General features: G+C 56.1%; 17 protein-coding genes and 1 pseudogene. 2 read left to right on the top strand and 16 right to left on the bottom strand.

Annotated features, from left to right (window positions below):
* Nucleotides 1-15: 15 nt before the first annotated feature.
* Entirely contained in the window at nt 16-1368 is a 1353-nt protein-coding gene (locus AKJ29_RS13085) for an NAD(P)/FAD-dependent oxidoreductase (protein WP_055191530.1), read from the bottom strand.
* A gap of 591 nt (nt 1369-1959) precedes the next feature.
* On the opposite strand from AKJ29_RS13085, the pseudogene AKJ29_RS18945 reads away from it, so the two are divergent.
* Nucleotides 1960-3073 (top strand): annotated as a pseudogene (locus AKJ29_RS18945) (IS3 family transposase).
* A gap of 83 nt (nt 3074-3156) precedes the next feature.
* On the opposite strand, the gene AKJ29_RS19710 reads toward AKJ29_RS18945, so the two are convergent.
* The 6 genes from AKJ29_RS19710 to AKJ29_RS13055 form a co-directional block, all read right to left on the bottom strand.
* Entirely contained in the window at nt 3157-3333 is a 177-nt protein-coding gene (locus AKJ29_RS19710; RefSeq protein ID WP_235477562.1) for a hypothetical protein, read from the bottom strand.
* A gap of 85 nt (nt 3334-3418) precedes the next feature.
* The gene (locus AKJ29_RS13070) at nt 3419-5746 is read right to left on the bottom strand and encodes a response regulator (protein WP_055191528.1); all 2328 of its coding nucleotides are present in this window, start codon (nt 5744-5746) and stop codon (nt 3419-3421) included.
* Nucleotides 5743-6555, bottom strand: a complete 813-nt coding sequence (locus AKJ29_RS13065; protein WP_235477613.1) for a PhnD/SsuA/transferrin family substrate-binding protein — start codon at nt 6553-6555, stop codon at nt 5743-5745. Before AKJ29_RS13065 ends, AKJ29_RS13070 begins: the two co-directional genes overlap by 4 nt.
* Nucleotides 6556-6795: 240 nt before the next feature.
* Nucleotides 6796-7032 carry a FeoC-like transcriptional regulator gene (locus AKJ29_RS18935; RefSeq protein WP_074963801.1) on the bottom strand — a complete coding sequence of 79 codons (237 nt, stop codon included), beginning with the start codon at nt 7030-7032 and terminating at the stop codon, nt 6796-6798.
* 15 nt (nt 7033-7047) lie between these two features.
* Nucleotides 7048-9378, bottom strand: coding sequence for a Fe(2+) transporter permease subunit FeoB (gene feoB / locus AKJ29_RS13060; RefSeq protein ID WP_055191526.1), 2331 nt, complete (start codon nt 9376-9378; stop codon nt 7048-7050).
* Nucleotides 9375-9614 carry a FeoA family protein gene (locus AKJ29_RS13055; RefSeq protein WP_175502307.1) on the bottom strand — a complete coding sequence of 80 codons (240 nt, stop codon included), beginning with the start codon at nt 9612-9614 and terminating at the stop codon, nt 9375-9377. Before AKJ29_RS13055 ends, feoB begins: the two co-directional genes overlap by 4 nt.
* A 320-nt stretch (nt 9615-9934) precedes the next feature.
* Here AKJ29_RS13055 and AKJ29_RS13050 point away from each other — a divergent pair, with 320 nt between their 5' ends.
* Nucleotides 9935-11227 (top strand): hypothetical protein, encoded by a 1293-nt coding sequence (locus AKJ29_RS13050; RefSeq protein WP_055191525.1) that lies wholly within the window; start codon nt 9935-9937, stop codon nt 11225-11227.
* 206 nt (nt 11228-11433) lie between these two features.
* Here the strand turns inward: AKJ29_RS13050 and AKJ29_RS13045 are convergent, their stop codons facing one another.
* The 9 genes from AKJ29_RS13045 to AKJ29_RS13005 all read right to left on the bottom strand — a co-directional run bounded on the left by AKJ29_RS13045 (nt 11434) and on the right by AKJ29_RS13005 (nt 19362).
* Complete coding sequence (locus AKJ29_RS13045; protein WP_055191522.1) at nt 11434-12372, bottom strand: type II secretion system F family protein; 939 nt, start codon at nt 12370-12372, stop codon at nt 11434-11436.
* A 16-nt stretch (nt 12373-12388) separates the two neighbouring features.
* Entirely contained in the window at nt 12389-13345 is a 957-nt protein-coding gene (locus tag AKJ29_RS13040) for a type II secretion system F family protein (RefSeq protein ID WP_074963800.1), read from the bottom strand.
* 3 nt (nt 13346-13348) lie between these two features.
* A complete protein-coding gene (locus AKJ29_RS13035) occupies nt 13349-14764 on the bottom strand; it encodes a CpaF family protein (protein WP_055191518.1) in 1416 nt (471 codons plus the stop codon).
* A 17-nt stretch (nt 14765-14781) separates the two neighbouring features.
* On the bottom strand, nt 14782-15339 hold the full coding sequence (locus AKJ29_RS13030) for a L,D-transpeptidase (protein WP_055191516.1): 558 nt from the start codon (nt 15337-15339) through the stop codon (nt 14782-14784).
* A gap of 2 nt (nt 15340-15341) precedes the next feature.
* Entirely contained in the window at nt 15342-16454 is a 1113-nt protein-coding gene (locus tag AKJ29_RS13025) for a nucleotide-binding protein (RefSeq protein ID WP_161805422.1), read from the bottom strand.
* Nucleotides 16455-16505: 51 nt separating this feature from the next.
* Nucleotides 16506-17093, bottom strand: coding sequence for a TadE/TadG family type IV pilus assembly protein (locus tag AKJ29_RS13020; RefSeq protein WP_200909161.1), 588 nt, complete (start codon nt 17091-17093; stop codon nt 16506-16508).
* 68 nt (nt 17094-17161) lie between these two features.
* On the bottom strand, nt 17162-17641 hold the full coding sequence (locus AKJ29_RS13015; protein ID WP_055191509.1) for a TadE/TadG family type IV pilus assembly protein: 480 nt from the start codon (nt 17639-17641) through the stop codon (nt 17162-17164).
* 112 nt (nt 17642-17753) lie between these two features.
* A complete protein-coding gene (locus AKJ29_RS13010) occupies nt 17754-17951 on the bottom strand; it encodes a hypothetical protein (protein WP_139231478.1) in 198 nt (65 codons plus the stop codon).
* Nucleotides 17932-19362, bottom strand: a complete 1431-nt coding sequence (locus AKJ29_RS13005; RefSeq protein WP_175502306.1) for a type II and III secretion system protein family protein — start codon at nt 19360-19362, stop codon at nt 17932-17934. Before AKJ29_RS13005 ends, AKJ29_RS13010 begins: the two co-directional genes overlap by 20 nt.
* Between the last annotated feature and the right edge of the window lie 34 nt (nt 19363-19396).

Genomic DNA, 19396 nt, shown 5'->3' with positions numbered 1-19396 from the left:
CCGGGCGCAAACTGATTATAACGCGGGGCCAAGCTCTAACGGTGCCCCTTCCGAGAACCGCGAAAAGCGGAAGCGTGAGATATCATGCCCCGGCGCGCGCCCCTGCACAAGATCCGCCACGATCCGGCCAAAGCCGGGACCGATGCCAAACCCGTGACCACTCATGCCTGTGGCCAGGATCACCCCCGGAAGGTTCTGCACCGCGTCCACGATCGGCACCACATCCGGCATGGCGTCAATCATCCCCGCCCAAGCGCGTTCCAGCCCGACCTCTCCCAGATCCGGGAACAGGGTGGCAAATCCACGGGCCAGCGCATCCACCTTGCCAAGATGTGGGCGGGGTTTCAGAACCCGCATCTGTTCAAATGGGCTGACCTCATCATCGCGCCAGTGCCGCGGCGTGGCCCAGGCATCCGGGTATCCGGTCGGCGCTGCGGGCAGATAGCGGGTGCCAAAGGGATCCTGTTTCACCAGGGGCCAGAAGGCGCGACAGGCCCGGATCGCATCTGGACCAATCATGAATTCATGAAACCCACCCGGCGCAAGCGTATAGCCCCCATCCGCGCGCCTGCGAAACGACACCGGCCCGCCCCCCGTGGCGGCAAAACTAGCCACCTCGGGCAAGGGTTTGGTCTGGGCCACAGTTGCGCGCACGGCCAGTTGCGGGATCGTCACCCCATGGCGACGCAGAAACAACGAGGACCACGCCCCGGCCGCCAGCACCACCTGACGCGACTTTATGACGTGCCCCCTGTCGGTCAGGACTCCCGTGACCTCTCCGCCTGACCGATCAAGCCCGCGTACCGCGCAATTCTCAACGACACAAACCCCTTCCCGCGCCGCCAGTCGCGCCAGAGCTGGCACCGCGAGAAAAGGTTCAGCGCGCATGTCGGTCTCGGTCCACAGGGCCGAATGAAACCGTGTGCGGGCCCCTCGCATCAGGTCAGCCGTGGCATCCCCATTCAAAAGGCGCGTGGACAGGCCATGTTCTTTTGCAACGGCCAGAAACGGCAGGAACTCCTGCTCCTCCTGCGGATTGGCCGCAAGATAGGCCACGCCGGACTGCCTGAGGCCAATATCCGTGTCCAGCTGAGCGGCCAGTTCCTGCCAGAGCTGCTGCGCATGGCAGGCAATCGGGACTTCGGCGTGATCACGGCCCTGAACCCGGATCCAGCCCCAGTTGCGCCCGCTTTGTTCCCCCGCGACACGACCTTTCTCAAGCACAACAACCTTGAGCCCGTCACGGGCGGCAAAAAGCGCGGTTGTGATGCCGATCACGCCGCCGCCGATGACCACCAGATCGGCGGCTTTCGGCAACGGGTTCTCATGCACGACAGGAGAGGTGTCGGCGATCGGGAACGGCTTCATGTAACATCCCTTCTCTGATCACTTTGGCCAAACGGAGTTCCATGTCGGCACGCTAAAGCGTTTCGCGATAAACTTGACACACCTGATTGCTCCGAAACACTCACAACATTGAGATTTCTGACCGCGAAATCCGGTCCTGAAAAGAACTGAACTACCGGGACACCCTCTCCTGTTTGATGCAGCGCCCAAACCGGATGCAAAAAAGGGAGATCTGACCGACACATTGGCAGGTGCCCAAACAGCGGCCCCTGCGACAGCGGCTGCCACGAATGGCAATCTTCCTTTACCCCAATTGCAGAATATTTCCCCCCAAACCGCACCCGTTCGCAAACAATCTCTTCTTGCACCGGGTCAACCAACCCCTCATTGGAAACACATTCCAATAAGCGGAGATGTGAAGATGTTCGAAACCCTTGTCATTGAGGGCTGGGTCTTGAAGAGCTGAGCCCGCGCACGGCCTCTGTCTGGTTTGGGCTGGCCCTCGGGATCGGCTTTGGCACCCTGGCTTTTGCGACCGGGTTTTGCCTGCGTCGCGGGCTGGACTTGTCCCAGTTCAGTTCCGGCCCTTTGAGAGCAATATTGCCTTGAACTATGGCAAACGGACACAGTGAAGAGTTCAAGCGGGATGCGGTGCGTATCGCTCTGACGCGCGGCCTGACGCGGCGACAGGTTTCTGCGGATTTGGGGGGGCCTTTCAACGCTGAACAAATGGATCACATCCTTTGACGAAGAGGCGGTTGTTTCCGGGCCCGATCAGGATCTGGCACGGGAGAATGAACGGCTTCGACGGGAGAACCGCATCCTGAAGGAGGAGAGGGGCGTGCTAAAAAAGGCCACGGCCTTTTCGCGAGGCAAAAGACGTGAGGGTCGCATTCATCGACCAGTACGACGGTAAACTCAGCCAGCGCCAGCTCTGCGGCCTGCCTGGAGTAACCGATCGTGGCTACCGTTCACGGCGATCACGGCCGATCAGTCAGCGCCAGCGCGACGATATTGTAATCCTGGCCCACATTCGCGAGTAGCACCGCCTGTCTCTGAACAGCTATGGGCGGCCCCGGATGACCGAGGAATTACAGGAGCTGGGCCTTGAGGTCGGCCATCGCCGTGTGGGGCGCTTGATGAAGCAAAGGTTGTGCGCCCCCATAAAGACCAGGCCACAAGGGAGAGCGCCCACAATCTCAATATTGCCCCGACCCTGTTGGCTCAGGACGTCACGGCAACCGGGCCGAACCAGAAATGGGCCGGTGATATCAGCTATATTTGGACGCAGCAGGGCTGGCTCAATCTGGCTGTCATCATTGACCTGTATTCACGACGTGTTGTCGGCTGGGCCGTCAGTAACAGGATGAAGAAAGACCTGGCGGTACGCGCTTTGAAGATGGCGATCAATCTGCGCCAACCCCCGAAAGGCTGCATCCATCACACCGACCGCGGCAGCCAATATTGTTCGCATGAGGACCAGAAGCTGCTGAAACAGCGCGGCTTCAAGATCTCGATGAGCGGCAAGGGAAATTGCTATGACAACGCTGCCCTTGAGACCTGCTTCAAAACACTGAAGGCCGAGCTGGCCTGGCCGCAACCCTGGTACATTCGCCGGCAATACGAACTGGCGCTCCAGTACATCAACGGTTTTTACAACCCACGCCGACGGCACTCAGCCCTCGGATACAAAAGCCCCGTGACTTTCGAACGGAAAGCCGCTTAACATGAGAGCTCTTGGTCCGGAACTAAACCGGGACAAGTCCAGTTTAGCAAAGCTGAAAAACTATCCGAAAAGGTGGGGCAACTTCAAATCTTACCTATAGCAATATCGTAAGCGTCCAAACCGGCCCCGACGAATACATCACCACGCTGACAGAAGACTGCATCGAAGAATTGCGCGAAATGCTTGCCTCCCCGCGCGTGTCCACTGAAGCTTGGCACAGCTTCTTGCAAGACTTCTTCGATGCCCCCGACCATCGCCATACGTGTCAAGAACCTGCGGCTGCGGTGACAATCGGGCGGTTACTTACAAAACGCCCTGCTACGTATTTCGAACTTGCCTCGGCCTTCATACATTAAAAGCACCAGTTCTCATGTTGCTCAGACCGGGCTTTCCCCCCTCCCCAACCCACGTAAGGCACATATCCAGCAAAGCAGATTTGTTTATTGGCTTGGTCAGAAAATCATCCATGCCCGCAGACAAGCATTTAGTTCGATCATCCTTTCTTGCGTTGGCCGTCAAAGCCACAATGGGACACCGCGTTTGTTCAGTTTCTTGCTCCCAAAGACGTATTTCTTTGGTTGCATCAATCCCGCTCAAGACAGGCATGGACATATCCATCAAAATTACGTCCGGAGGACACGCCTTGTAACTGTCAACTGCCTGCCTGCCGTTCTCCACAAACTCAGTAGAAATCGGCGTCCCTTTTAACATACTCTGGACAACCAAGCGGTTGGTTTTATTGTCGTCCGCCACCAGAACACGGAAGGCTGGTATGCTTTCATCAAAGCCGCCCCCGGCTTGTTGGTCCAGATTTTCAGCACTGGCAGGATGTATTGCTGACCAAATAGTCTGATTCAACGCTGCCATACGAAGAGGTTTCTGAACCACCGCTGCAATACCCAAGGCATTTCGAACATCAGCCGAAATACTTTGATCGGCCGAAGATAGAACAATAACCGGTGTTTCTTCATGCAAGCGACTTGTTCGCAACCGCTGAACCATTTCTATGCCGGTCATCTCCGGCATCTGATAATCTAAGACAATGACATCAAAGCTAGCACCCTGTTCGGCAGATTGTTGAAGTATTTCCAAAGCCTCTTGTCCCGATTGCGCCAAAGTCACATCAGCATGCCAGTTACCCAGTTGCTCTCGAAGGATATGCAAATTGAGGGGGAGATCGTCGACGACCAACAGTTTGTAATTTTTTAGATCTCTGCTCTCAACTTTCATATATTCAGTTGGGCGCTGCACGGGCTGAAGTGGCAAGGTTACTGTAAAAGTGGTGCCTTTATCGCATGTTGACCGCACTTCAATCTCTCCCCCCATCAGCTCGACGAGGTGGCTGGAAATTGCAAGTCCAAGACCAGTTCCTTCATATTTGCGCGTGTTAGAACCATCGACCTGCTCAAACGCGCGGAATATTTTTTGGATCTGGTCCTCTGGGATACCTATGCCCGTATCGGTGATGGCAACAACCAACTTCAAATCACCATTGTGGTCTGCCGTCGAAACATCCACGCAGACATGCCCCTCGGAAGTAAACTTAACCGCGTTACCGGCTATATTTGTTAAAACCTGTCGCAGGCGTACGCTGTCGGCAAAAATCCCGTCTGGGACATCCGTATGATATCTCAGCACGACTTCGACACCCTTCATACCTGCGCTGACAGACAGCATGCTCATCACTTCTTCGCAAGTGCGCCGCAAGTTGAAGGGGGTCGGATCAAGAGAAAACTTCCCGGCCTCCGCTTTTGAAAAGTCCAGGATGTCGTTGATAATAGACAGAAGCGACGCAGCGGAGCTGAGGATTGTGTCGGAGTAGAGCTTTTGATCCGCATCTAACTCAGTGTTCTGCAGCAGATCCGCCATTCCAATAATCCCATTCATGGGGGTTCGGATTTCGTGGCTCATGTTGGCGAGAAACTCTGATTTGCTTCTGTTGGCATCGTCAGCCGCATTCCGTGCCTTCTCCAGCTCTTTTTCGCGTGCATCACGGCTTCGCAAGTTGGCCTGCAGAACTTCAACAGAGGCATCCAGAGCTTTTAACTCCCTCCCTACAAACCATGGCATGGACTGTTTCTGAACGAATTGACCGGACAGAACGCTGGACATCCTTGCATGGGTTTGGCGCAATGGGCGCAATGCAAACAAATGGGCCAGAAGCAGGAATAAGGCTGAAAGGGAAGACACGATCAACAGCGTGTTCAATCGGGTGTGGCGCACTTGCTCTTCAATCAGCTGCGCCCCTTCGCGGGTGGACCACGCCACCTGCATCTGCCCAAAGCTTTCTCCTTCAAAGACTATGTCACTATTGAAATCGACAAGTTCATGTTCAGCTCTTTCCTCAGCAGAACTCGCTGTCGCAATTGATCGCCCTTGATCATTGATCAAGCGGATCGAAACCATCTGTGGATAGCGATTGATTGCCTGTCGCATCGCCGTTTCCAGAACTGGAACATCTTCGACGATGATATCCTCGATCATGGCCCCGCTCAGCAGTGATACTGCCAGTTCCGCCTGCTCACTCAACCGCTTATTCAGCTCAACCACACGCGTGCTCCGCTCAAGCTCTCCCAGCAAAAGGGTAACCCCACCTGCGGCAAGCAGCATGGACAGAACAATCTGTGTATAGACACCATTGAGCTTCATTTTCACACCAAACCCATCAATCAAAACAAAGCGCTGTGTTGCATGGCATCGCGAACGAGCTGGTAATCCTCGTCAGTGCCTGACAGAAATCCGTTTTCCGAGATTTCACGAACCCGCTCATCGTTCTTTTCTGCCAGCATCACATCCTGCATTGCCTGCGTAACCCGATCAGGCACTTTCGGGTGGGCCAGCCAAGGTTTGGTAACATTGTCAAAGTCAAACAAAACACGCAAAGGCACCCCTTTTTGAACCAGCTTCTTATACGTGCTTTCCTTGAGCGCACCGGCATCGAATTTACCTGCGCCCACCGCCTCTCCGACCAGATCATGACGGCCAAGGAAGCTGAAACCAGACAGGTTCGCAGCTGAAACCCCCGCATTCAGAAGGTGGGACTGCGCCAAATACCGACCAATGGTCGACAGCTCATCACCAAAGGCAAAGGAATGCCCTTTGAGATCTGCAAGGCTGTTGAATTCACTGTTTTCATGAACGGCGATCACCCCCTTGAAACGCTTTTTACCCTTTTTAGATTCCATCGCGACAATCTTGACCTCGGGGTTCACCTCAGTCACCGCGACATAAGAGGCGGGACCGAAACGTGCAAAATCCACGTCGCCATTGGCAAGCTGAGCGATGCCATCTTCATAGGTTTTGGAGATTTTCATCCTGATATCGACGGGCTCCCCCAGACGTTCCGACATCCGGGACGCGAGGAACGTCAAGAAAGGTTTGTATTTCATGACCGTTGCAGTGGGCTTGTCCGCGGCATAGGTGCCAAAAACAAGTGTGATATCAGCCCGGGACTGACCGGGAACAAGGCTGAAAAGGAGCACAAGAGCAAAGGCAGCAAGGCCGGCAGCAGAGTGTTGAGCCCAGGTATTTAACAGGGTTCGAACCCGACCGATGAGGTGGTTACAGTTATCTTCTTGCATCGAGCGACCCTCCAATAAAACCCGGCGCCACGTGACCAAACAGGTCCTGTGGCAGGGCGATCAGGGGTAACCTTAAGGATAAAAGGAAAACAACTTCTTAAGCACAACCAGAACTTCTTAAGCATAACCGGGAAGATTTCCTCAACCGACCCAGTTATAGATCTCCAGACTGTCGGTGACGTCACAACCGCCACAATCACGAGAGCTCGCGCAACTGCCACATGTGGCCCTCAGGTTCTGCCGGCGGATCACACCCTTTGCGACCCAATGTGCCAACATTCCCCTGACCGCATCGGGCGGGCGCCTGAAATGGTTAGATATCTCAAGCAGGCTGACGGATTGCCGCGACTTCACATAGGATCTGAGATCTAAGAGCAAGGGACCTCTCCTTCTTCAAACGGATCCAGCCGTCGGATCACGACCCGGCATGTCAAGCGCCCCAATGCGGCGCCCCGCCCGTTTCAAAAGCACGAACAGGACCAGCAGTGCCCCCAAAATCCCGGCCAGCCACATTCCTGTCGCCAACGGATGGCGGGCAAAGGTCGCAATCTGGTAAAACAGAACAGCCGCCCCATAGGCCATCGCCATGGTCCACCCCCCCGCAAACATTGCCCATCCCGGGCTGGTCTCACGCCAGATTGCGCCAAGCGCCGCCACGCAAGGCATGTAGAGCAGGATCAGGAGAAGATAGGCAAATGCGCCGGCCTGACCATCAAACAGCGTGGCCATTGTGCCAAAAACGGTCCCGGACACCTCTTGCTCTGCCGCAGCAATTTCAGGAGAGCTGACATCGCCGATCTTCAAACCCAGCGGGTCACTTGCCATGCCCAGACCTGCTTTCAGGTTCGGCACGATGGTGGACACAGCGTCCCCCACCCCTTGCATAAGCGAGAAGGAAGCGGGCTCCCCTGCCCCATCCTCGGCCAGATCGGTATATAAGGTGTTGAGCGTGCCAACCACGGCCTCCTTGGCCAGTATCCCGGTAAAAATCCCGACGGTGGCGGGCCAGTTCTCTTCGCTGATACCGATGGGTGCGAAAATCGGGGTCAGGTTGCGCCCCACAGCCGAGAGGACAGAGGCCTCGCTGTCTTCATTCCCAAAGGATCCGTCCGTGCCCCAGGAGTTCAGAAAGGCCAGCACGGTCACCATGACCACAATCACCTGCCCCGCTTCGGTCAGAAAATCACGCAAACGATGCCAGCTGCGTTGGAAAATACCGCGCGCAGAGGGCCAGTGATAGGCGGGAAGTTCCATGATAAACGGGGTGGGTTTCCCCGGCAAAAGGGTAGCCTTTAACATCAACCCGGTGCCAACCGCGGCCAGAAGCCCCAGAAAATACAACAAAAACACGAGGTTCTGTCCGCCGGTCGGAAAGAAGGCCGCTGCAAATAATGCATAAACCGGCAGGCGTGCCCCGCAGGACATGAACGGTGCCATCATCACGGTCAGTGTCCGGTCGCGCTGGCTGTCCAGCGTACGGGTTGCCATGATTGCCGGCACGTTGCAGCCGAACCCGACGATCAACGGGACAAAGCTTTTGCCCGGCAGGCCGATCATCCGCATGAAACGATCCATCACGAAGGCGGCGCGCGCCATATATCCGCTGTCTTCCAGCACCGAGAGGAACAGAAACAGGCAGGCCACGATTGGGATAAAGGTTGCAACCGTCTGGATGCCGCCGCCCACCCCGGTGGCCAGCAAGATTCCCAACCAGCCCGGCGCACCGACCTGATCCAGAAGAGCGGCCAGCCCATCAACAAAAAGGGTGCCTGCCAAAATGTCGAAGAAATCAATGAACGCACCACCGATATTGATGGTGAACATGAACATCAGATACATGATCAGCAGGAAAATCGGAATGCCCAGCACCCGGTTCAACACCAGCCTATCCAGTTTTTCAGACAGCGAACGGCCAAGTTCCGAACTGCGCTGCATCGTGGCGCTGGTGATCTCCGCGACAAAGTCATATCGCCCGCAGGCAATCAACGTATCCGCGTCAATCCCGCTTTCCGCCTCGATTTCTGCCCGTAAGGTTTTTGCGGCCTCCGCGGTGCCCGGATCAACCAATGTGGGGCAGAGCTCATCCCCTTCCAGATGTTTGATCGCGAGCCATCGGCGACTGCCCGCATCGACGTGGAACCCGGTTTCCGCATCCAGCCTGTCGATCGCCTGTTCAATCTGGTCGGAAAACCGTGTGGTGGCACGAGGGGGCTCTGGATTGCGCGCGGCCGCCACCATCTGCTCCACCAGCCCCTCCAGCCCGGTCTTGCTGGCGGCACAGGTCGACACCACCGGACAGCCCAGCTTTCGCGACAACGCATCGAGATCAATATGGATGCGCCGTGTTCTGGCGATATCCATCATGTTCAGCGCCACCAGAAGCGGCGTGCCCATTTCCAGAAGTTGCACGGTCAGATAGAGATTGCGTTCAAGGTTCGATGCATCCACCACATTGACCACAAGATCAGGCTGTTCCGTCAGGATAAACTCACGGGCAATCCGCTCATCCAGCGAGGTTTCCCCGCCGACGATGCTCAGCGAATAGACCCCAGGCAGGTCGACCAGATCTATCCGAGTGTCCTGGTGGGAAAAGGACCCGACCTTTTTCTCCACCGTCACGCCCGGCCAGTTGCCCACTTGTTGATGGGTTCCGGTCAATGCGTTGAAAAGCGTGGTTTTTCCGCAATTCGGGTTGCCGGCGATGGCAATGGTCAAACCGCTCATGACAAGACCTTTTTCACGATCAGCACCTCGGCTTCATCCTTGCGCAGGCTGAGCGCATATCCCCGGACCCTGATTTCCACCGGATCCCCCAGCGGGGCAACGCGGGTTACGCTGAACTGGGTGCCAAGGGTCAGTCCCATTGACAGAAGCTTGCGGCGATACGGCAATCCGCCGGGGCAGAACCCCACCACGCTGGCGCTGTCTCCGACCGCGAGATCTTTTAGTTTGATGTCCATTCCGGGCCTCGCCGCGCGCGATTAATCAGACAATTTTTGTAAGCTATTGAGCAGGCCGCCCGTCAAGTCCTTGATTTAGGTCAATTTGGCGTCTTTCCCCGTGGTCAACACCCGCGAAAAAGCGGCAGGGTCTGATCCCCAAGACAGGCACCGCTCCGCCCGCGGACAATCAGGACCTGTAGAAAGCTCGACTTTTGACGGCCAATGGGGATCCCTCCTCCGCCCTGCAAGACCCCTCGCAAATGCGTTGCAAATAAGGGAGTTTTGTTGCCTGACCCGCTGTATTCCGCTACGCTTCTTGCAGGGGAAAGGAATTGATTATGAAGGATTTTCAAACCAACACCGCACCGAAAGAAATTTCCGAAACCGGCCTTGATACACATTTTCTGATTGGACTGATTGCCAAGATCATGAACGAAGGCGGCACAATGGTGGCCGCGCAGATTGCCGGCATTGTAAAGCTCTCGCCCATACTCGTGCGACAGATCCTGAACAAGATGCAGGAGCTGCACCTGATTGAAGCCCGCGGATTGGAAAGTCAGGATATTAAATCGGACATCCGCTACGCGCTCACCGATAGGGGCAAGAAAGAGGCCTATGAAGCGCTTCTCATGTCGAAATATGTCGGCCCGGCCCCCGTCACGCTTGAGGCATTCTGGGCGCAGATCAAGGACCAGACCATCAAGCATGAGGTCATTCACCGAGAAGAGCTGGAACGCGGCCTTTCCCATCTTGTCTTGCCCGACGGGATGATCAACCAATTGGGTCCGGCGGTAAATTCGGGGCGATCAGTTCTGCTTTATGGGGAAGCGGGGAACGGGAAAACCTCGATCGCGGAAGCCTTGGGAAAGGTGTTTTCCCAACAGATCTTTGTTCCCCACGCCTTTATCGTCGGCAGTCAGGTTATCCGCTTCTTTGACGAAACACTGCACGACGAGGTGGAGGAGGACGAGGCGGAAAAACGGGTCCGCGACCAGCGGTGGGTCAAGATCGAACGCCCCGTTGTGGTCACCGGGGGCGAGTTGACACTCGATATGCTGGATCTGCAATTTGACGAACATTCCCGCCTTTATGAAGCACCAATGCATCTCAAGGCATTGGGCGGCGTGTTTGTGATCGACGATTTCGGGCGACAGAGATCCTCGCCCACCGAGATCCTGAACCGCTGGATTGTCCCTTTGGAAAGTCATTTCGACATCATGTCCCTGCATACCGGGCAGAAATTCCGCGTGCCGTTTGACCAATTGGTGATGTTCTCGACCAACACCCTGCCCGAAGATCTCGCCGATGATGCTTCACTGCGGCGGATCCATTTCAAGATCTTCGTACCCAGTCCAACCCGCGAGGATTACCTGCATATTTTCAGCAATCTTGCCAAAGTGCGTGGACTGGATTTCGACGGGGCGGTTCTGGGGCGGTTCTTTGACAGCCACTATAGAAAGCGCAATGTGGTGCCTTCCGGGGCACATCCGGGGTTTCTGATTGATCACGTCAAGGCGCTTGCAGCCTTCCTTGGGCAACCCGCGGAGCTTAGCGATGATTTCCTGGACGTGGCCTGGAAAAACGTGGCCGTGGCACGACGCAAACGCAAGATCACGGATCTGTCCCTGTAAAGGCACTTGCCACACCTAAAGCGTTTCGACGTTCACCTGAGACAGGGAAAAGTCGGCACACTGTCAAAGATAACAATGTTGTGGGCGTTTCGGAATAAACCTGTGTTTCAAGTTTATTCCGAAACGCTTTAAGCACAGCCATCAAACACTAAAAAGGCCCCTGAACGGGGCCTTTTTTGTCCTGAAACCGGCGCGCTGACCGGGTCTTAACCCGGAGGGGTCAGGGTCATGAACATTTTCAAGATCCCGATCAATACTGGCACAAGCACGATCACCAGATTGACGGGGAAGAGGAAAACCGCAAGCGGAAACAACATCTTGACCGGCAACGCATTGGCTTTTTCCTCGGCACGCACAATGCGCAGCGTGCGCATCTCTGCACTGAACACCCGCAACGTCTTGCCAACGCTGGAGCCGAGTTCAATCGACTGCCGGAACAATGTGGCCAGAGAACGGGCTTCCTCCAGATTTACCTGAGTTGCAAAATTGCTCAGAGCTTCATGAATGGGGCGCCCCGCCCGCAATTCCAGCACGATAATGCTGAGATGGGTGCCGAAATCAGGGTTGGTTACCAGAAACTCCCGCGACACCCGGTCGAGGGCTGCGTCGATCCCAAGCCCCGCATCCACACAGACAATCAACAGGTCCATGAAATCGGGAAAGAGTTTGCGATACTCCCTCTCACGTCGCTTACCCAAATTGTCCAACACCACATTGGCGAGGATGAAAACCGCCCCCGAAAAGGCAACGGCGAACATGAGCACCACCATCGGGCGCACAGATGACGACAAAAGGTAGGTTCCCACCCAGATCAGCACAAACACAGCTACCGCGACCAGGGACCGGATCAGGTTGAAAACCATCGGTGCCCGGCGCGAAAAGAAACCTGCGCGGATCAGCCGGGGTCTCAGACTGTCCGGTGCATCATTGCGCAGAACCTCAAAGAAATACCGCGCCGTTTCATTTTCTTCGCTGAGCAGTTCGTCCAACTGGCGTTGCTGATACTGTTTGCGCCCGGACGTCGTGGATTTGATACGCGCGATATTGCGGCGAACTTCCCGCTTACTGGAAACATAGTTCACCACACTGAACGCCAACAGCAGAACCGCCAGAAAAATCGCGGCAAGAACAGGTAGTTGTGTCATCTCTGCTCCTTCCAGCCTAGAAATCGAAATTGACCATGCGGTTCAGAATAATCATCCCAAACCCCATCATGATAAGGCAGATCGTGACCACCGTGGTGGCGTATCCAGTGTCGATCAGGGGATCAAAATAGTCGGGAGCAAGCAGCTTGATCACGAAATAAAGACCAAACGGGAACACCGCCATGATCACGGCCGTTAGACGCCCCTCAGCTGAAATTGCCCTGATTTTTGCCCTCAGCATCAGGCGATCCCGGATCATACCTGCCAGGTTCTCAAGGATTTCCGCCAGGTTCCCACCCGTTCCCGACTGCACCGTGATCGTCACGGTCAGCAACTTCAGCTCATCCACGCCGACGCGCTTTTGCATGTTCACAAGCGCGCTTTCGATATCAAAGCCAAAGGTCAATTGGTCACTGAGCAGGCCAAATTCGGACCCGATCGGATCCGGCATCTCCTTTGACACCATCGCAATCGCCGCATTCAGCGGGTGCCCCGCCTGCAGCGACCGCACGATCACATCAATGGTGCCCGGCAATTGGGTGACAAACTTTTTCATGCGACGATGGCGCAGGACAGCAAGCGCCAAAAGCGTGTTCAGCCCTGTGAAACAGAATGCAAAAACCAGCTGCACGGGCAGTTTTCCAGAGACAAAGACACTGGCGATCAGCCAGCCGATTAAAAACAGAAACAGCACGTAACTGATCCGGCGAGGGCGGCTCATTTCCAAACCTGACTGATTGTAAAGGCGCACCAGCCGATCCAGGATCACCCGCGCCCCCAAATCAGACCGGATCCCCCGCTTGAGGATCAGCGTGTCATAAGCGGAATTCTGATTGTCCGAATGCGCCAGATGGCGAAGGCGGCTGTTAACTTCCCGCGTTGCCCGCCGCGACCGCAAAAGCGCACGGGCAAGTGTATCGGTCAGCAGCAGCGCTGCGACAAAAACGGATGCGTATATCAGGGCCTGCAACACGGATCATTCCACCTTTTTTGCGGGGTCAAACATGCTCTTGTCCAGAACCAACCCAAGGGTTTCCAACTCATCCAGAAACCGCGGGCGAATGCCCGTTGCACGAAACTCACCTTCGATAACCCCGTCCTCAGAGATCCCCGTGCGCACGAATTTCATGATTTCCTGCAATTGGATCACATCCCCTTCCATGCCCGTCAGTTCGGAAATCGACATCAACCGGCGAGAGCCATCACGCTGCCGGTCCACCTGCACAATCAGATGGATGGCTGATGAGATCTGAGAGCGGATCGCATTCTGGCTCATCGGCATCCCGGCCATACCCACCATCTGCTCAACCCGCGACAGCGCATCACGCGGATTATTGGCGTGAATGGTGGTCATCGACCCTTCATGCCCCGTATTCATCGCCTGCAACATGTCAAAGGCTTCGCTGCCGCGCACCTCGCCGATCACAATCCGGTCCGGGCGCATCCTGAGCGCGTTTTTCACCAGATCCCGCTGCAGGATTTCATTGCGCCCATCCACCGAAGGCGGGCGTGTTTCCAGCCGGACCACATGGGGTTGCTGCAGTTGAAGCTCCGCCGCATCCTCAATCGTCACCAGACGCTCTTCATGCGGAATGAACGCCGACAGCGCGTTCAGAAGCGTGGTCTTACCCGAGCCTGTGCCGCCGGAAATGATCAGCGAAACCTTGCCCTCGACCGCAGCGGCCAGCAACTTGGCCATCTGCCCCGGCAAGGCGCCATTGGCGACCAGCCTGTCCAGGCTAAAGGGTGAGCGTGAGAATTTACGGATGGACACCTGCGGGCCGTCCACCGCCACAGGCCGGATCGCCACATTCACCCGCGACCCATCCTGAAGACGCGCATCCACAAGGGGCGAGCTTTCATCGACACGCCGCCCGACCGAAGCCACGATCTTTTGCACGATCCGCATCAAGTGGTTTTCGTCCTTGAACCGCACCTGTGTCTGTTCCAGCCGCCCGAACCGTTCCACGTAAACCCGGTTTGGCCCCACAACGAGGATATCGGAAATCGTGTCATCGCCGATCAGTGGCTCCAGTGGCCCAAGGCCAAGCATCTCATCGGCAATGTCGGAAATGAAATTCTCAAGTTCCTTGGTGCTGAGCGGAAAATCATTGATCCGCGCATAATCCCGCACCAGCGGGCGCAGCTCATCATGCAACTCTTCCTTCTCAAGCGTATCGAGCACCGCGAGATTGATCTTGTCGAGCAGGAACCGATGCAAATCAACGCGTTCAGACACGAAATCCGGCAATTGCGCCGCCTTGGCCTGCGCCGCTGAGGGGCCGCCTTTTGCCCCTGTCATCTCCCGTTCGCGCAGCACGAGGTCAGTTTCAACCGGTGCTGCGACGCCATCGGATTTCTGCTCCGCTTTTCTGAAAAATCGTCCCGCCATGATCCCCGAAACCTCCCCTATTTCACAATCACCTTGGTGCCGTTCGAGACCTTCGAATACAGCTCCATCACATCTGCATTCGACAGCCGGAAACAGCCTGATGTCTGAAAGCCCCCAAGCGATCCGGCATCATTTGTGCCGTGAATTCGATAAAGCGTGTCCCGGCCGTTGACGTATAGGTAAAGCGCACGCGCGCCGAGCGGATTATATGGTCCCGGAGGCACGTAACCGGGCAGATCAGGCTGACGGGCGCGCATCGCCGATGGCGGGCGCCAGGCGGGCCATTCCTTTTTCCCACCGACATAGGTTGTCCCGGTCCATGTGAACCCATCGCGCCCGACACTGATCTTGTATCGCTCGGCCGTGCCGTTCCCCAACACCCGGTAAAGCAGGCGATCCTTGTTGAAAATAATGATTGTGCCCGCCTTTTCCGCGCTGTCGAACGGTACGATCTGGGCCGAGACCGGCCCGTGATCACGCGGGACTTTCTTGCTGCTTTGCCCCATCCCCGCGGTCACAAATCCAGTGAGGAAGACGGCAGACACGATCAGAAGTTTCCAGACAGAACGCAGCATGATTATCGGGCCTCCAGTGACGGGGTCAGCGATGTGGTAAGGTATTTCTTCAACCCACGCAGAAAGCGGGAGCGTTGCGAAATTTCACTGGGAAGCACCCCTCTATCGAGCGCCTCTTCGATCAGGTCATCATCACGGGGCATGAAATAACAGGGCACATCCCCGAACAGTTCTTTCAGGCGACCAGCAGACAGTTTGCTGCCAAACAGGCGGGACTTGCTTTTGTTGATCACAATCTGCACCGGGATCTCTCCGTCCCTTAGCGACTTGATCTTCTCAAGCGTATCCAGCGTGTGCTTCAAGGCCGGCAGGTTCGCCTCAGTCACCAGCGTGCAGGAATTGACCGCCCCCAGAACATCATCACGCCATTCAGTTTCGTAATAGGGAATATCGAGGATTGTGTATTCATGCTGCAGATTGACCGCATCCAGCATCCGCAGGACCAGCTCATACCCATTTGCATCGGTCAGAAGCTCGGGACGTTTGAACGAATAGATATGATAGCCAGTGCGTTGTTTTTCCTGGATAAGGTTGGCAAACTCCGCGTCAATACGCTGCGGCGTGGCAATGATCTTATCAAGCTGGTAGCTGTTCACCATATCAAGGCTGTAGCCACAGTTTCCCGTCGCAAAATCCAGATCAAACAGGGCGACACTTTCCCCCTTCTTGATCACATGTGAAACCATCAGATCGGCCAGTGAAATCGCCAGGGTGGTCGCGCCTGCCCCGCCACAGCCAGACACAACCGCATGAACCCGGTTGGTGTCGATCCGCGCACCCCGGATCCCCGTTTCAACCGATTTGATCAGGCTTTCCGGTTTGACCGGATGGGTCAGCCAGTCATGCACCTGCAGCTTGATCAACTGCCGGGTCTGATCCTCGTCCAGCTTGTCCGAAACAATGATCACAGGCTGCCCGGAGAACTGGAACCGGACCTGGTTGAGCAGCTCCAACATATCAGCATCAAGCTCATGGCCGCTCAGAACAACGGCATCAATCCGCGTGGATTTATCCACTTTATCAAGCGCGTTGGCGTTTGAGCGAACCACCCGAAACTGCGGAACGGTTTCGATGACATGTTCGATCCCGTCTGACAGCTCTGCTTCAGAACTCACGACGAGAACTCTGAAAAGATTAAATTTTTTGTCTTCTGTGCTCATGTGACCTCAGGGGGAAATACTGGAAAGATCTTCGCTTGTGATTGAAACCGGATGGGCCGGAATGGCCATATTGTCCAACCCGATCAGGGCGCCCAGGAACGGCAAATTCAGGCTCAACCCACTGGTTCCGACCGTAACCGTCAAAACCGGGCCTAGTGGGCGTCCGACATAACCGAGACCAGATCGCTGGTAAGAAACCCAGACATGCTCTGGGCGGATCCGAGTGTTGAAATCACACATCCCGGGCATCAGCCCTTCACCGGGCGCGCACCGATCATCTATGTCGCCACTGCTGTTGATGCCGAAAATCAGGCGCCTCATCGAGTCGGTCAGACAGGCTTCGCTTTTACCAGCCCCGCAACTGGCCGACACGTTGCTGTCCGGCACGGGATCGCCCGCCGCAGCGGTGCCGTAATCTGTCAGGGCGGTCCACTGACTGCCGCTGGTGCTGAGCAACGGGTCTGAAACCACGGCCAGACGCGCCCCAAGCTGTAGCGCCTTCACGGTCTGGTTCCACTGGAACACCGCGAACCCCAGTTCGATCATCACCGAAAACACCAATAGCACGACAGGCAGGACAATAAGCCCCTCCACAAAGGAGATCCCGCTCTGGTCACGCCAGAACCGACAGGCAGGCCCCCCCCGGCGATATGTCCAAGACCTTACCATCCGATATACCGTTGGTTATGCGCGTATGAGAGGGTAATCCCATCAATCTGCAACAGGTTGAACAGGGGGGAATCCTGATAGGTCACCAGGGCTTCCACATAGACAACATCCCCATCATCCGGGGCGCCGGGCAGGTCGGCCTTGGCCGGCAGGATTATCAGCTCGCTTGCGTCATCCCATCCGGGAACCCTCAGCACCGCCGGAGAGGGAGGATTGGGCGTGCCATAAAAAGCAATATTGCGCGCCTTTGTTTCATTGCAGTTTGAGACATAGGCAATTGTATCAGCCTTGCACCGCGCCCAATACCGCGCCGCATCCCGCACACCGGTCTGAACCTGATGGCGTTGCCAGAGCACGTTCCCGAACTCCAGCACCCCCACGCTCAGCAGCGTGATCACCGGCAAGACCAGCAGGGCTTCAACAAAGATTGACCCCTGATCGCAATCCCGTAGATTTTTCCTTTGTTTCGACATTGGAGTAATCCACATTCAAATTAAAAAAGGTACACCTCACCCGTTGACGCAAAAAAAACGCGCCTGACCCCTCAACAATCGTTTCATGCCTATCTACGGCGTGACCTGCGGTTTAATTATCGTCCGTCAGGTTTGTATCCCCTACATAGGGCGGCCAGGGAGACACGACATGGATGGCCGTATTGGCATCCATGGCGTTCCCTGTCGCAGCCGAGACAGTATCCCGGTTGTTCAGATAGTCTGCGCAGCCCGTCAGCAGACCGGCGACCACAAGGGCGACAAGCGCCCGCTTATTTGACAAGCAAGCCATCTTCAAACTCCAGATCTACCATATGTCCATAAGGGCCAACCACGCCGTCCCCTTCGCGGAAGGAGCGGATCATGCGTTTGTCCACCTCCAGCATTCCCAACAGGAACAGCTCGACATCATTGGACGACCGGCTGGTGTCAAATGGCGTGGCCAGAGGTTCGTTCGGAGCAGCAGGCCGCACCAGGCGCGGGGTTACGAGAATGACCAGGTCGGTTTCACGTTTCTGGAATTCGGTCGAACGGAACAACGCACCAAGGATCGGAATCTGTCCCAGCCAGGGAAATTGCTCAACACCACGGGTGTTGCTGACATCCAGAAGACCGGCAATGGCAAAGCTCTGACCATCGCGCAAAGACACGGTGGTGTCGGCCTTGCGGCTGATAAACCCGATCCCGTTGCGCGGGGTTTCATCAATGTCACTGACTTCCGGGCGGATCCTCAGCTGGATCAGACCATCATCCAGAACCACCGGGCGGAAATTCAGACGCACCCCATATTCACGATAAGCGGTTTCTTCCGCCGTATTGCCATTTTCGCCGGTCACGGCGCGGGTGATCGGCACTTCGCCACCAACCACGAAATTGGCTTGAACACCACTTGTGGTGGTCAGTTTCGGGTTGGCCAGACGGCGCGCCAGACCTCGGGCTTCCAAGGCGTCGATCACAACATCGATCTGGGTGCCTGCGCCGATCAGGATATTGCCGACGATTGTGCCAAAGGGTGTCCCTTGGGTCGCAACGGCCGAAGCTGCCCCCTGCCCCAGAACCTGCTGACCCGAGTTGAAGACGTTCAGACCGTCAGACCGGGTCGCTGCGAGGTTGACCCCAAGTTGACGGCCGGCATTGCGCTGCACTTCCAGAATACGCACATCCAGCTCAACCTGCTGACCACTGCGCACGCGAATACCGTTGATGATCGGTTCTTCGGAATATTGTGAGGCAAGTTGCAGCACCCGCTCCAACGCCACATTGTCACGCACATCACCAGTCAGGCGAATGCGGTTGTTGACATTCGACACGCTGACGGTCGCACCGGGCACCGAACTGTCGATCACATTCTGCAATTCGGTAAAGTCGCGGCGCACCCGCACGTTCATGACCCCAAGCAACTGCTTGTTGTCGTCATACATGGCGATATTGGTGAACCCGCTGCCCTTCGCCTGAATATAGACCGAGGTATCCGACAGGGGGAACACATCCGCCACGTCCGGATTTCCAACCACCAGATCAGCCACAGGTTTGTCGGTCGTCACGGTCACCACATGGCCCGGCGCGATGATGAACTTGTCCACCACACCATCGCCCAGCGTGATTTCACGCACCGTTTCCTGCGCGACTGTTGGCGCGGCAATCATCAGCGTCGACACGCCGACCAATCCTGCTGCAACCAGATTTCTCAAGATCCTGCTCATCAGAAATTTACCTTTTGCCCGTCCCATTTCGATC

Origin of the sequence: Aliiroseovarius crassostreae (genome assembly GCF_001307765.1) — a bacterium.
Lineage (GTDB): Bacteria > Pseudomonadota > Alphaproteobacteria > Rhodobacterales > Rhodobacteraceae > Aliiroseovarius > Aliiroseovarius crassostreae.
The sequence above is the reverse complement of the archived record's forward strand: the minus strand, read 5'-3'. Positions and strand labels throughout refer to the sequence as shown.